This window comes from Paenibacillus sp. BIHB 4019 (assembly GCF_002741035.1).
In the GTDB taxonomy this organism is placed as follows: domain Bacteria; phylum Bacillota; class Bacilli; order Paenibacillales; family Paenibacillaceae; genus Pristimantibacillus.
The window spans coordinates 297,575-311,352 of the sequence record NZ_CP016808.1 but is presented as its reverse complement, the minus strand read 5'-3'; the positions used below and the strand labels follow the sequence as shown (position 1 = coordinate 311,352).

At 49.1% G+C, this 13,778-nt stretch carries 17 protein-coding genes; 9 read left to right on the top strand and 8 right to left on the bottom strand.

The window, feature by feature from the left end; genetic code table 11:
- Positions 1–76: 76 nt before the first annotated feature.
- The 3 genes from BBD42_RS01400 to BBD42_RS01390 all read left to right on the top strand — a co-directional run bounded on the left by BBD42_RS01400 (position 77) and on the right by BBD42_RS01390 (position 2,468).
- Positions 77–1,051: an alpha/beta fold hydrolase gene (locus BBD42_RS01400; RefSeq protein WP_099516683.1), complete on the top strand. Its 975-nt coding sequence runs from the start codon at positions 77–79 to the stop codon at positions 1,049–1,051.
- Positions 1,044–1,847: a (2Fe-2S)-binding protein gene (locus BBD42_RS01395; RefSeq protein WP_099516682.1), complete on the top strand. Its 804-nt coding sequence runs from the start codon at positions 1,044–1,046 to the stop codon at positions 1,845–1,847. The genes BBD42_RS01400 and BBD42_RS01395 overlap by 8 nt, the downstream gene beginning before the upstream one ends.
- A gap of 201 nt (positions 1,848–2,048) precedes the next feature.
- A complete protein-coding gene (locus BBD42_RS01390; protein WP_056039207.1) occupies positions 2,049–2,468 on the top strand; it encodes a hypothetical protein in 420 nt (139 codons plus the stop codon).
- 123 nt (positions 2,469–2,591) lie between these two features.
- Here BBD42_RS01390 and BBD42_RS01385 read toward each other — a convergent pair whose 3' ends face one another.
- Positions 2,592–3,494, bottom strand: coding sequence for a TIGR03943 family putative permease subunit (locus BBD42_RS01385; protein ID WP_099516681.1), 903 nt, complete (start codon positions 3,492–3,494; stop codon positions 2,592–2,594).
- Positions 3,491–4,579, bottom strand: coding sequence for a permease (locus BBD42_RS01380; protein WP_099516680.1), 1,089 nt, complete (start codon positions 4,577–4,579; stop codon positions 3,491–3,493). Before BBD42_RS01380 ends, BBD42_RS01385 begins: the two co-directional genes overlap by 4 nt.
- A 446-nt stretch (positions 4,580–5,025) precedes the next feature.
- Between BBD42_RS01380 and trpS the strand changes: the two genes are divergently transcribed.
- Complete coding sequence (trpS, locus tag BBD42_RS01375) at positions 5,026–6,015, top strand: tryptophan--tRNA ligase (protein WP_099516679.1); 990 nt, start codon at positions 5,026–5,028, stop codon at positions 6,013–6,015.
- On the opposite strand, the gene BBD42_RS01370 is transcribed toward trpS, so the two are convergent.
- The gene (locus tag BBD42_RS01370; protein ID WP_046228554.1) at positions 6,012–6,194 is read right to left on the bottom strand and encodes a DUF5325 family protein; all 183 of its coding nucleotides are present in this window, start codon (positions 6,192–6,194) and stop codon (positions 6,012–6,014) included. The two genes, trpS and BBD42_RS01370, sit on opposite strands and share 4 nt — an antisense overlap.
- Positions 6,195–6,331: 137 nt before the next feature.
- Here BBD42_RS01370 and BBD42_RS01365 point away from each other — a divergent pair, with 137 nt between their 5' ends.
- Positions 6,332–6,538, top strand: coding sequence for an alpha/beta-type small acid-soluble spore protein (locus BBD42_RS01365; RefSeq protein ID WP_099516678.1), 207 nt, complete (start codon positions 6,332–6,334; stop codon positions 6,536–6,538).
- Positions 6,539–6,698: 160 nt separating this feature from the next.
- Here BBD42_RS01365 and BBD42_RS01360 read toward each other — a convergent pair whose 3' ends face one another.
- A complete protein-coding gene (locus tag BBD42_RS01360; protein ID WP_099516677.1) occupies positions 6,699–7,685 on the bottom strand; it encodes a metal-dependent hydrolase in 987 nt (328 codons plus the stop codon).
- A 106-nt stretch (positions 7,686–7,791) separates the two neighbouring features.
- Between BBD42_RS01360 and BBD42_RS01355 the strand changes: the two genes are divergently transcribed.
- Entirely contained in the window at positions 7,792–8,082 is a 291-nt protein-coding gene (locus BBD42_RS01355) for a hypothetical protein (protein ID WP_099516676.1), read from the top strand.
- 47 nt (positions 8,083–8,129) lie between these two features.
- On the opposite strand, the gene gerQ is transcribed toward BBD42_RS01355, so the two are convergent.
- Complete coding sequence (gene gerQ / locus BBD42_RS01350; RefSeq protein ID WP_099521390.1) at positions 8,130–8,672, bottom strand: spore coat protein GerQ; 543 nt, start codon at positions 8,670–8,672, stop codon at positions 8,130–8,132.
- A 53-nt stretch (positions 8,673–8,725) separates the two neighbouring features.
- The gene (locus tag BBD42_RS01345; protein ID WP_099516675.1) at positions 8,726–9,148 is read right to left on the bottom strand and encodes a cell wall hydrolase; all 423 of its coding nucleotides are present in this window, start codon (positions 9,146–9,148) and stop codon (positions 8,726–8,728) included.
- A gap of 212 nt (positions 9,149–9,360) precedes the next feature.
- Here BBD42_RS01345 and cyoE point away from each other — a divergent pair, with 212 nt between their 5' ends.
- From cyoE to BBD42_RS01330, 3 genes are read left to right on the top strand one after another with little or no spacing between them, the layout of a single operon-like run.
- Entirely contained in the window at positions 9,361–10,260 is a 900-nt protein-coding gene (cyoE, locus tag BBD42_RS01340; RefSeq protein WP_099516674.1) for a heme o synthase, read from the top strand.
- Between the two features lie 40 nt (positions 10,261–10,300).
- The gene (locus BBD42_RS01335; protein ID WP_099516673.1) at positions 10,301–10,921 is read left to right on the top strand and encodes an SCO family protein; all 621 of its coding nucleotides are present in this window, start codon (positions 10,301–10,303) and stop codon (positions 10,919–10,921) included.
- Positions 10,922–10,923: 2 nt separating this feature from the next.
- Complete coding sequence (locus BBD42_RS01330) at positions 10,924–11,868, top strand: AEC family transporter (protein WP_099516672.1); 945 nt, start codon at positions 10,924–10,926, stop codon at positions 11,866–11,868.
- On the opposite strand, the gene BBD42_RS01325 is transcribed toward BBD42_RS01330, so the two are convergent.
- Together BBD42_RS01325 and BBD42_RS01320 are read right to left on the bottom strand one after the other, a co-directional pair.
- On the bottom strand, positions 11,865–12,221 hold the full coding sequence (locus BBD42_RS01325; RefSeq protein ID WP_099521389.1) for a ribonuclease M5: 357 nt from the start codon (positions 12,219–12,221) through the stop codon (positions 11,865–11,867). The two genes, BBD42_RS01330 and BBD42_RS01325, sit on opposite strands and share 4 nt — an antisense overlap.
- Positions 12,222–12,385: 164 nt before the next feature.
- Positions 12,386–13,552: an MFS transporter gene (locus BBD42_RS01320; RefSeq protein ID WP_099516671.1), complete on the bottom strand. Its 1,167-nt coding sequence runs from the start codon at positions 13,550–13,552 to the stop codon at positions 12,386–12,388.
- Positions 13,553–13,778: the final 226 nt, after the last annotated feature.

The following is a 13,778-nucleotide window of genomic DNA, read 5'->3' as shown; positions in this document are numbered from 1 at the left end:
CCTTTCATCCGCTTTACAAGTGAAGGGCACAGACTTAAAATTAATGGGATAAGAAGATAATATGGAGGATGAAATAATGCCGTTATTAGATATGCCTGTTCATGAATTACATAAATATCAAGGCAGAAGTCCAAAGCCAGCAGATTTCGAGGCTTATTGGGATCGAGCGCTTGCCGAGCTCAACGCGACAGATGCGAATGTTGAAATGGTCCCGAACGCTTTCCAGCCAGCTTCAGCGGAATGCTTTGACCTGTATTTTACAGGGGTGCGCGGCGCGAGAATTCATGCCAAATATCTTCGTCCTAGACAAGGCGCTCAGCAGCCTCACCCAGCAGTCGTTATGTTCCACGGCTACTCGGGTTCTTCAGGAGACTGGGCTGATAAGCTGAGCTTCGTATCGCTTGGCTATTCGGTGCTGGCGATGGACGTTCGTGGACAAGGCGGCTACTCGGAGGACACAGGCGGCGTCAAAGGAACGACGCATAACGGGCATATTGTTCGCGGGCTTGATGGCGAAGCGGATAATATGCTGTTTCGTCATATTTTTCTGGACACGGCACAGCTCGCTCGTATCGCCATGGATTTGCCAGAGGTGGATGCAAATGAGGTATATGCAACAGGCTGGTCGCAAGGCGGTGCGCTCACGATTGCTTGCGCCGCACTGGAGCCGCGCGTGAAGAAGCTTGCTCCTGTTTATCCATTCCTCAGCGACTATCGCCGCGTGTATGAGATGGACTTGGCGATTGATGCGTATGCTGAACTGCGTACGTATTTCCGCCATTTCGATCCGCAGCATAAGCGCGAGGAAGAGATTTTTACAAAGCTCGGTTATATTGATATTCAATTTCTTGCGGAGCGGATTCGCGGAGAAGTGCTGCTTGGCGTAGGCCTCAGCGATTCGATTTGCCCGCCTTCGGCCCAGTTTGCGGTCTATAATAAAATTCAGTCGCCGAAGCGGGTGGAAATTTATCCGGATTTTGGCCACGAAGGTTTGCCAGGACTGCATGATCAAATTATGAATTTCTTCGTTCCGGGTTCAACAAATGAATGAAGACATATATCGGCTGTTAAAGGAGCGGTTTAATCTTTGCGTAGATGAGCCTGATGAAGTGGTTTACACAAGTGCTGCTGCTGCCTTGCTTGAACAGCCTGCGATGCAGAAGCTGCTTGCCATATACCAGCCGCTTGTGATGGGGAAGGAGCAAATTGTGGCTGAAGTTTATGCAGCTTCCTGGTTTCGCAGGCCGATGCTGGCCCTCATCTATTTGCTGTCTAAATACCGCATGGCACCAAATTTGTCGTTAGATAATTTGACGCTTTATGTGTGCAGAGCAGATGGTTATTATAATGTGTATTTCAGGTTTAATAAAGCTGAGCTGCTCCAATCTCCGTCTACGGAGGAGGAGGCTGGAGAATGGGTCCGCACGCAGCTAGAAACGTTTTTTCATGAGACGATTGCTCCGTTTTTTCACAGCATAGAGCGTGCTGGATCGGCTAAAGCGAGTTTGTTATGGGGGCAGCTGCCCACCTCGCTGGAGTATGAGTATGGCGTCATCATGGCTTCCTCGGAAAGCGAAGCGGTGAAGGAATCCATTGACTCGCTGTATAAAACGGTGAAGGCGCTTGATCCTGCTATTTTTCATCGCAAAAGAAATCCTTTGGATGTTAAATTCCAATATACGGAAGCCATTGATGATCCGGAGAAACAGATGCGCATGAAATATGCCTGCTGCCATTATTATAAAGTTGAAGGCGGCCGTTATTGCTATACGTGTCCGCGCAGCAGCGAGTCGGAGCGGGTTCAGCGCCGCATGGAGCATCGGGCAAAGCTGAATAAAACAATTTGATTTTGAAGGATCATTGCTGCCCTTTCATCAAGGGCCCGCAATGATCTTTTTGGTTAAATATAATTAACTGAAAATTGCGAATTTTCTTATTGTAACTTCCTGATTTTTGAACTATAATGAGTCCCAAGAACTACACATATAGAGATAATTAGGGAAACGCTTCTATATAATGACTATTTTACAACCAGGAGGAGTATGGGTATGGAATTGGAATCAATGTCACTAGCAAGACAAGTTGATTTTGTATTTCGGCAATTGGAAGAGGAATTAATGAATGCGATTGCAGGTACGGTATGTATACATATCCGCAACAATGCGGTTGGGAAATTTGGCATGAGGCATAATCCTCTAGAGACGAGAAACGGCCAATTTGAAAAGCTGAACTCAGGCATGACCGCTAAGCAGGTGCAGGATTTCAGAAAGATGGCGATCGAAGGCCTTAAATATAGACGCAATTGGACGCATGGCGAGATTATGTACGATTTTGCTGTAAAGCAAGGGGCGGGATCATGGTCGGCAAGCGTCTGTTATGAGTCAAATTACAATACGTCGAACTGGAGCTACCGCTACAAGCAGCCGCGCCAATCGAATTTGCGCGAGCTGTACCCAGGTGCCGAATAAAACAAGGTGTAGCGCTGAAATTGAAGCAGCTGATGGCAATAGCTTGAAGAAGCCTCCGGAACCGCTGTTCGTATAGCGGAATGAGCCGGAGGCTTCTTTTGATATTATTCGCACGCTGGATGGCTAAAAATCAAAATTCGCATAGACATAAGGCGACTCGGGCGCTTCAATTCGTTTAATCGTGTTCAGCTTTAAGGTCAAAATTTCGTTGCCGTTATACATGGAGGTCATCAGCTTGCCCGAGACGCTTACCCAATCATCCGGGGCAAAATCCTTATAATCGTCTGCATGGCTGACTTGAACCATTAAACCATATGGCACGGCATCCGCCGAGCAGCAGGTCATGGCGAAACGGCTAACGGCAAAACGCTGTTCTCCCATGTCATCCTCTTTGTAAATAAACCCGCTAATGTCTATTGTTTTGTCCATAAAATTATCGCGATACAAATCAAGTGTTGTCAGCGTCTCGATGTAGGTCGTTTCCGGGACGGCAATTTTCTGCTTCTGATACAGCTTCATGCCGTATTCGGCGTGAGCCTTCGTGTATTCATCGTAAGGGAAACGCTCCTCCAAAGTCAGCGGCTTCGGTGCAAGGGAAGCGGGCGGTTCAGGCAAGGAGACGGCGAGCTGGCCAGGCTCGGTGCCGAGCGGCTGAACTGTAGTAGAAGCGGCAAAGCTTACACCCTTTTTCGATGCGGCCGTACTGCCCAAAACTCCAGCAGGAGAGAGGAAGCCGAGCGCTAGCGGAAAAATAAAAAGGCTGTAGATAACCGTGTTTTTGAATACGGATGGCGATGGAGCATGCTCACAGCCGCATTCAGCCGAATGGTGATGCTGCTGGCGCCGTATTTTCAAGGCTAGAAACAGCTGATGGATGGCTGCAGCATACAATCCGAGAGCAGACAGCTTTACATAGAGCTCCATCCTTGGCGCAATATACAGGGAGAGCTGATTGGAACGGGATAAATAAACGATAAGTAGAGCAAATGCCGTCAAAATGAAAGCTCTAAGCAGGTGATGCTTCATAACGATACCTCCATAATCCAGGAGCCAAGCCCAATTAAAAGGAAGCAGAGAAGGGCGAGCGCCAGTACAATTTTGAGCCGAAAAGCGGATAGCAGCATGAGCATGTTTTTGAAATCAATCATCGGGCCAAATACGAGAAAGGCGAGCAGCGGGCCACTTGTAAACACATTGCCGAAGGAAGCGGCGATAAAGGCATCCGATGTAGAGCAAATTGATAAAATAAAGGCAAAGGCCATCATAGCTAGATAAGATAGCACTGGCTGATCAGCTACAGAAGCAAGCACGCTTCTGTCCATAATGGTCTGAATCGCCGCCGTAATCAGAGCGCCGAAAATTAAATATTTTCCCATCTCAAAAAATTCATCCGAAGCATGTCCAAGCATGGCTGACAATCGGCTGCCGAGACTGCCTCGTTGCTTCTGATGATGATTTTCGTGAGAGTGGCTGTGATCATGCTTATGTGTGTGATGTCTGTGATGTCCGTGATGAACTCCTTGACTGGAATGATGACTGGAATGCACAGCCAGCTGCGGCGTGTGTTCGTCGCGAAGAGGGCTTTTGCGCATAAATAAATGCATAATCAGCCCAATAATGACCGCTACCGCAAACGCAAGAATAAGGCGGGCATAGGCCATTTCCGGAGCAGAGCGAAAAGCGGTAAAGGTAGCCGTGAACACAATCGGGTTGACGACGGGTCCGGCAAGCAAATAAACAATGCCAATGTAAGCGGGCATGCCTTTGCGGATAAGCCGCCTGACGACAGGAATCATGCCGCACTCGCACAGCGGAAAAGCAAGCCCGAGCAAGCCGCCGAACAGCACACCGGCAATGGGATTTTTAGGCGTAAATTTACGAATCATCTCATCTGTCACGAATACTTGAAGCAGGCCGGAGAACAGCACGCCAAGCAGGATAAATGGTATCGCCTCTAAAATAATGCTCAAAAATGTAATTTTGAACGACTGGGCATGGGCATAATCGAGAAAGGTGAAAGCTGACGGGCGATTAAAAGCAAGGACGGCCAATATTCCGGCACAGCCAAGCGCCAACAGCACGGTTATGTAGCGAAATCTAAAAATCGGCATAAAAAAACCACACCCGCTTTTCATATAGTAATAATTACGATTATATCACAGTTTATGCGCCCGAAAAGCAGAATAGGACAACTTTATGAGCCAAAAGCGGCTGCCCTGCAGCTTGACATTGGCTGTTAGGGCTGTATAATCATTGTAAATGCGATGACGGGAACAAGTACGTGCAGGTAAATTGCGTCCAGAGAGCCGGTGGTTGGTGTGAACCGGTGCAAGCCTGAAGCCGAATGGGCCCCCGAGCCGAAAGCGGAACGCAGCGACTCGCGCTGCCGATGCTTCTCCGGAAATTCCCCGTTATGGAATATTGAAGGCTGGTCCGATTGTTAAGTCGCCCTATAATGGCGGCTGCGGATAGCGAATTAGGGTGGCACCACGGTCCCTCGTCCCTTGCGGCGGGGGATTTTTTGCGTTGATTTTTAAATTGGAGAGGAAGATTGAAGATGAAAAAAGTATTATCAGGCATTCAGCCAAGCGGCCAGCTGACACTGGGCAATTACATTGGCGCAATGAAAAACTTCGTTAAATTGCAGCATTCCGAGCAATGTTTCTTCATGATTGTTGACCTGCATGCTGCTACGCAGCTGCCAGATCCGGCCGCGCTGCGCGAGCAGACAGAAGCGGTAGCCGCTTGTTATATTGCTGCTGGCATCGATCCGGCGAAAGCGAGCATCTTCGTCCAGTCGCATGTGCGGTCACATGCTGAGCTTGGATGGATTTTCACAACGCTTTCTTATATGGGCGAGCTGGAGCGCATGACGCAGTTTAAAGATAAGTCCCAAGGCAAGGAGTCGATTCCGGCAGGCTTGTTCGTCTACCCATCCTTGATGGCTGCGGATATTTTGCTGTATAACGCTGATTTAGTTCCAGTAGGTGACGATCAGAAGCAGCATTTGGAGCTGACGCGCGATCTTGCGGGCAGATTCAATAACCGTTTCGGGGAATATTTCACGATTCCAGAGCCTTACATGCCGAAGCATGGCTCGCGCATTATGTCACTGGACGACGGCAGCAAAAAAATGAGCAAGAGCAATCCGAATGCCGGAAGCTTCATTGCCCTGCTTGATCCGCCAGATGTCGTTCGCAAAAAAATCAGCCGTGCGACAACGGATTCTGGCCGAGAAGTGAAATATGATGTAGCCAGCAAGCCTGAAATCAGCAATCTCATGAGCATCTATGCCAATTGTGCAGGCTTGACGATAGAAGAGGTTGAGGCGCGTTACGAAGGGCAAGGCTATGGACCGTTCAAAAAAGCGTTGGCCGAGCAAGTCGTCTCCGTGCTGGAGCCGCTGCAAACGAGGTACCAAGAAATTCGCGCTTCGGGCGAAATCCATGATATTTTGCAGCAGGGTGCTGAACGTGCAGCTGAAATTGCAGATCGTACACTAGCCGATGTAAAAGAAAGAATGGGCTTCCTAGCGCCGAAGCGCTAGTTGTTTTGCTGCTTGAGCCGTCTAAGTCTCGCTTTCACGATGAAGCCTGCGCCGATTGAAAATAACGTAAGGACAGCAAATAGCAGGGCGAGCCAAGCATTATAGCTCATGGAAATGGCGGTAGCGCTCATCAAAAGTACAGCAACGACGGCGAAAAGCAGCGATAAAGGCTTGGACATAATGAGGGTCTCCTCTAGGGCAGTAACCGCCCGATAATATTTTTTTGAAAATCCGAATAGTTTCTTGACTCGTGCACATAATAAGCTTGCAAGCTTGCAACATATCACAGTGCCCATACTGAAAGGAGAAATTCCTCATGTCAAGTAACACATTGGTGGTACCACAAGCAACGCAAGCTCTGAATCAAATGAAACTAGAAGCAGCTCAAGAGCTTGGTGTTCAAATTCCGGCAGACGGTTACTACGGCAATATTTCTACTCGCGATGCAGGTTCGCTGGGTGGATATATTACGAAAAAACTAGTTCAAATTGCCGAACAACAATTGTCTGGCGGTTACCGTTAATCGTTTTTTCTATACACAAAGCAACACACAAGCAGGAGCTCAGGGGAAACCCTGGGCTTCTTCTTCGTCCATTGGCACGCAGGCACAAAACAAAGAAAAGCTCTTTCCTTCTATTGTGAAGGAAGGAGCTTTCCGCCGTCAACCCATAAAGACTGGGCTATTAATAAGTATTCATTCGCAGCCGTTTCATTAGCCGTTCATCGCTTAGCCAGCCAACGTAAGAGCCTAAGGTTTTGTACTCCTTGTCCATTAATAAGACGCCGAGAAAAGGGTATTGCTTGCGATGCCTGTAGCGGACATCGGACCAGCGCACCTCATAGCCCCACTCATGCTCAGTAACATCGGCACAGGCAAACTTGGTTAAATAAAGGAAGGAGCGAATGGCGGGATCGCTTTTGGACCTGGCAGCTGCGGGATGATCCGAGCATTTGACCCGATCGACCCAGCGGAGCGAGCCATTACGCAAATCGCCAACTGCAAAGCTGCCATCCTTCATCAGCTTGACCACATTCCATATGCTGAGCGATACGGTCGGAATGAGCAAATATCCGTCTGCCGAAAGATTTTCTTTATCCAGCGCAGGCAGCTTCCGCATGATCGTCCGTTGGGCAAGCGTTCGCCATACAAAATAAGCCGCTGTAAATAAATAAAGAATTGGAAAAATGATGGTTGGGCTGAAGGCCCCGATTGCCCACAATAAAATAGCAATGATGTGGGTAATGAAGATTACGGGGTCAAAAATGTGTATAATGTTCCATGAAATCCATTTTTCCGTGAATGGCCGCATCGCTTGTGTGCCATATGCATTAAATAGATCGCTTAGCACATGGACGCACACGGCAAGCAGCACCCAGCCTCCTACATGGAGCCATGGCAGGCTGCCACGATAAAAAAGCTCCAATAATCCAGTAATAACGATAGTCCAAATGGCTATGGCTGGAATCGAGTGTGAAAGGCCGCGATGATTGCGGATATAGCTGGCATTGCCCTTCAGCCGCAGCAGCGTATCGGCATCAGGAGCTTGCGACCCAACAACCGTTCCAATCAAGACTGCCGTATGCAGCGTTTGATCCGCTGCAATAACGGGGTCGATGGTGGCAAGGCCCGCAAGGCCAATGCCTATAACTAGATGTGTTCCTGTATCCACGGTAGCAACCTCCTGTATCTTCATTCAAGCGTCCGTATACGGTAGTATCGACGGCTGAAAGCTGATTTATGAAGGAGAGTTTAGGAAATGATAAGGGGATGTAACGATGTATATTTGCTTTGCGGAATATCGCATTAAAACCGAATGCAAAATCGAGTATTTACATTATATAGAGCAAATGAAAACAGCGAATGCCGCCCTTCGTGTTTATGAAGGAACAGATCAGCCTGATTTATTCGTTGAGGTATGGCAGGCAGAAAGCGCAGAGGAGGCGGAGCAAATAAAAAAAGAACGCCTGAATGAGCGTTCTTCTTGGGCCCAAATGGCCGATTGGGTGCCGGGAGGCGCAGCGAAGGTGCATGTGTGGACGTTTAAGCCAGTCGCTGCGCCGCAATAAAAGAAGCGTGATAATAGAAGGCTGCCATTAGCGGCGGGTTGTTAGCCTTATTCGCGGCTGGTGCTCAGCGGTGTAGTGTTTGTAATTTTGCCGCCTTGGAATGGATATTCATAATTGATTGGGCCATCAAAGGTGACATAATCAAGGTTAATGGAAAGCAGCAGATAACGCATGCCTGTTGTTGGATCGCTAATAATAATGTGGTCACGGCCAGCTGCCTCTATAATGCCGCGAAACGTTTTGGCGTTCCATTCGCGGTTGTTCTCATATGTCATATAGAAGGTAGCCATCTTGCCGCGGTTAAGCCGTAAAATGTTTTCTACGTATGATTCCTCTACGATCGGAACAGTAACCACATTGCCTCCGGAAGGTGTAACGAAGGAACCGCTAGGAACGTTAACCGGCATCGTCTGCATCGCCTGCATGCCCGCTACCTGCATGGCGGGCATTTGGCCACCCATCATCGCCGGCAACGGTGTTGGCATTGGTGTTGGCATTGGCATCGGCTGCGCGCCCATCTGATAAGGGTAGCCATAGCCCCCTGTGTTTGCCGGACTAACTGCTGTTTTGTAACCATAACCATTCGTCATGTGAAATTCCTCGCTCTCCAAATAAAAAATCATTTGCTCCATTTGCGATATTGCTAATACACACTAGGACAATCAGCTGCTGTAGGTACGAAGAAGCAGTGGGCCTTGTAGCGGCCGCTGTTCGATTGATTGTACCAGGTGTCAGGACAGCCTGCGGCCGGCCTAAAAAACCACAGCGCATTCGACGCCGGATGCTGCCGTTCCCCGCCAATGACACGCTCGGCGAGCCGGATGTCGCGATCGCGCGCTTTTTGATAGAAATATCCCTTCTGTGTAGCCTCAAAGCCTCCGGGGCTTTGAAACACCATCTGCGGAATGGAACGAATATTTCTAAAGTCGAGACAGTTGCCCAGAACGCGGTTGACGCCAACATTGCCTACCATCAGCATGCCAAGCTCGCCTTCCCCTTCCGCTTCTGCGCGCATCAGCCTAGCCAGCATTTTCGTATCCTCTGCATTTGTCTTGATGACTGCCACAGGCAGGCTCCTTTCAACCCTCAATGACGCTCCGCCGATCGATAGGCGAATGATCATGGGCGTTAAACTACATACTTAGTGTATTGTGAGCCCAGAGAAAGGGTTCCAAAATTATTGTCACATTTTGAGTGGCAAATTGATGAATTATAAGCTTGAGCGTTGTCATAACGTGGTTTTTTCTGTATGATTAAGAACGATTGACCAATGAATGTATGGGCGCAACGTGCGCCGTGTCACATACCTGGGAGGCTCGCTTCGTGTTTAAAGACTTGATAGCATTGACAAAACCAGGGTTGCTCCGGCTCAATATGTTTGCAGCTGTTGGCGGCTTTTGGGTAGCTTCCAAATGGCATATTGCCTGGTTTGATCTGCTTTGGATGCTGATTGGCTCCACGCTCACAATGGCTTCCGCTTGCGTTATTAATAATTATTGGGATCGTGAGCTGGATCAGAAGATGGAAAGAACGAAAGGACGCGCCTTGCCAACCGGCAGAATGAGCCCGATGTTTGTGCTCGGATATGGCCTTGTGCTTGGCATCATAGGGGAATTGGTGCTGTTTTTAGCGGTCAATCCGCTTACAGGCTGGCTTGGACTTTTAGGATGGTTCGTATATATCGTGATTTATACGATTTGGTTGAAGCGCAGCTCCACATGGAGCACGTCGGTTGGCGGAATTTCCGGTGCGATGCCTCCAGTTATCGGTTATTGCGCAGTAACGAATGAAGTGGATGCAGGAGCTTGGCTCATGTTCGCTTTATTATTTTTATGGCAGCCCGCTCATTTCTGGTCGCTCGGCATTAGACGGGTGGAGGAATACCGCACAGCCGGCTTCCCGCTGCTGCCGGTTGTGAAAGGGATTAGACGGACTAAGCTGCAAATGATTCCTTATGTAGCGCTGCTTATACCTACTTGCTTTCTCATGTTTTATTATGGATACACTGGATATGTGTTTCTCATTCTGTCCATTGCGGGCAGTGTGCTGTGGGCGGTTCACACCATTCGCGGCTTGAAGGCGAAGGATACGGAGAAATGGGCGAAAACGAATTTTCTCATTTCGGTTAACTATCTAATGGTTATTTTCATCGTCATGATTGTTAATACGGTGAAATAGCGCATCATTTCTGGACAAGCTTCATGGGAGGATGGGGATTATGGATTTTTTGAAAAAGCATAGCTTCAAAATCGCTGTGCTGGCACTTTGCCTGGGGATGGGCATTTATTTATTAATGACCAATGTATTTAAACCGGAAGCGCCGATGCCGGTTCTGCAAGAAGCGCCGGCCTTTGAGCTTACGGATTTGGACGGCAACACGGTGTCGAAGGAATCGACGAATGGCAAAGCGAGATTGGTTTATTTTTATTTTGCCAATTGCCCGGATGTATGTCCGCCAACGACGTTCCTGTTGTCACAGGTGCAGGAAGGGTTGGAGAAGGAAGGCATACTTGGCACAGATGCCGAAATGATCTCGATTACGTTCGACCCCGAGCGTGATACGACGGAGGTTATTAAGGCGTTCGCGGAGCGCAATTATGCGAAGCTGAATGAAGGCTGGACGTTTTTGCGGGGGGATGATCCGCAGGCGGCCATCAAGCTTGCCCAGGATTTTGGCGCCAGTGCCATTAAGGACAAAGAAGGAACCGGCTTTACGCATATGAATGTCATTACTCTGGTGGACAAAACAGGCCAAATTCGCAAATGGATTTCTGGAAGCGATGAAGAATTGACGCCGGAAAGCATCGTTGCGGATATGAAGCGGCTTGCGAAGGAATAGCGATGGCTATCTTTTATCATATTTTATGGAGTAATGTTGCGCCGCTTACATTGATGATAGCTATTGGCTTCTCAATGCAGCGGCTTTTTTCTTTGGACATCAAAACCTTATCCAAGCTGAATTTTTATGTTTTTTCGCCGGCCGTTATTTTTCAGCTGCTGCGTACGACGGAGCTGGAAATGAGCCTAATATGGAAGGTGCTGCTGTTTGTCGTTATTTTCATGCTGCTGCAAGCTTTAGCGGTAGAGGTCGTTGTGAAAATGCGAGGGCTGCAAGGTGGCATGCGCGGCTCCATGCGCAACAGCGTGCTGTTCTACAATAGTGCCAATTACGGCATACCGCTCAATCAGCTGGCGTTTGCGGGGAACCCGATGACGCTGGCGGTGCAAATATTGGTCATGACGACACAGTCCTTTTTGCCGAATACGTTCGGCATTTACAGCGTGAATGCTCATAAGCTGTCATGGCGCGATACGCTGAAGACGATTTTTTCGATGCCGATTATTTATGTCATTCCGCTCGCTTTTTTATTAAAAGGGCTGGACGTAGAGATGCCGCAGCCGCTGCAAACGCCGATTGAATATTTGGCAAACGGATTTATTGGAACAGCGCTCATTACGCTCGGCGTCCAGCTGGGCAGCATGAAGTGGCGGTTTGACAAGCGCCTGCTTGGAAATGTGCTGCTGTCGAACGTGCTTCGGCTAATAGGAGGCCCGCTGCTGGCAGCTCTTGCTATTTGGTTGATTAGCGCCACAGGACTGTTCGTATTCGACAGGCTGACGACAGCGGCGCTAATCGTTTCGGCCTCGGTGCCGACCTCGCTGAGCAGCGTGCTGCTGGCGGTGGAATTCGACAATGAGCCGGAATTTGCTTCACAGGCGGTATTTTTATCAACGGTGTTCAGTATTGTGACGGTATCATTCGTTATTTTTATACTTCATATTTAATCATGCGGGGCAGGAGCGGGAGGAGGATACAGAATATGTTCCTCTAATCCCGCTTTTTCCAATTGGGCGATAACGTATTCCTCGGGTGTATGCTCAACGCCTGAATAGCCGCGCCGCGTATAAATATGTTCGGCATCAGGGAATACATCACGCAGCATGCCCCGAATGCGTTTTCCTGAGGAATCATTGTCTGTGAAAATATAAACGTCTCGCTCGGCGATTTGCTTGCGCAGCTTCTCAAGCTGCTCCGTTCCCGGGGTGCCGTAGGTGCAATAGATCGGAATGCTTTCGTCAAGCACGCGCCTAACTCGGCTTTTATCATTTTTGCCTTCCACAATAATCGCAATGTTTATCATGCTGATCACCTTGTTTTTTTTAATATAACCACATATAAGCTTCACACTATAGATGGGCTTATATTTGCCGGACTGAAACGCGCCGCGCCGCCAAAAGACGGCGACAGCCGTTTCACCTTGCTTCCAGTGTATCAAATTACAAGGGGAAAAGCTTGCAGCGGTCATGATGAAAAATGGGTTCGTGTAACGAGCGGGCTGCGGCGGTGGAAAGGGAGAATCGACACAGCGAGCATCAGGACTAGAAATGCAATATAGTACGGCGACATATAGTTGCGCAGCTGACCAGCAAGCATCGGGCCGAGAAAGGCTCCAATCGAATAGGCAATGGACAGAGTAGAGAAGGTTCGTCCATAGCGTGCCCCGCCACTTAGCTCAATAAGCAATATTGAAATGGCGGGAATGACAATGCCTTTGGCCATGCCAACCAGCAGCAGCATGACGGCGAAGGGCAGCGGCGAATCAGCGGCTATTGTGAAATAAATTAAAGCCAGTGCGAGCGCTCCCCATAAAGTACGGCGATAGGCGGAGAAGCGGTTGAGAAACAGCATGCTGAGCGTAATTAATGCACCGAGGCTGACCACGGAAAAAAGCAAGCCTGTCGTCAGCATGCCCGCAGTCGTCGTCGCCATGAGCGGCAGCTCGAAGGACAGGATGCCCTGTGCACAGCTGATGCCGACCGGCAATACATAAATCAGCCAAGAAACCGACTTTGAATCGGAGGCTGCTGGGGAAGGCAATTTCTGATATTGCGCTGCGGCAGAAGTGACAGGAACGGCAGCTGCCGGGATGTCGCGGATGAAAAACAGCGCGCATATCGCAGTAACGATTAATATCCAGCCCAGCATATAAAATGCGGTGGTGAAGCCGATTTTAGCCACCATATAAGCGCCTGCTGCTGGGGAAACGACGGTTGCCAGCGTATGTACGAGCCCATTGCCGGCCATGAGCTTGCCCTGCTCGGTGCGATTGCTAGTCATGCGGGCAAGCAAGGCAAGGCAGGCTGGGGAGAGGAAGGCGAGCACGAAGCCGCTTATGGAGCGAAGGACAAGCAGCTGCCAAGGATTCGTCACTTGGGCTTGAAACAAAAGGATGACCCCGGCTCCAAGCAAGCTGAACACGATAAACAGCCTGCTGCCAAAGCGGTCCACGCCATAGCCGGCAATGAGATTGCCAGGCAGATGCGTAATGGAATACATGCCCATCATCAGCCCAATGAACGAGGGCGCTGCGCCAAGCGAGATGGCGAAAGGCGTCAAAATCGGATATTGAGCATGCAAATCAAAAAAGGCGACGAACAGAAAAAAATAGAGCCAGATGGCGGTTTTCATCAGGCTTCACCTCCAGATTGTTATCAGCTTAGCAGGGCGTGCATCGATGACGGTAACGCTCGTTCCATTCATAGGCCATGCCCCTGAGCCATATAATTTACTTGTACGCCAAGGTCGGACAGGATATGTCTGCATAAAGCAAGGCGTCTAGCGTTTACGCTGGATTGCAGCTGGGGTATAATGTTTGATAATAGCAGTGTCCGCACGTTATAATAGGAGGGGTCAG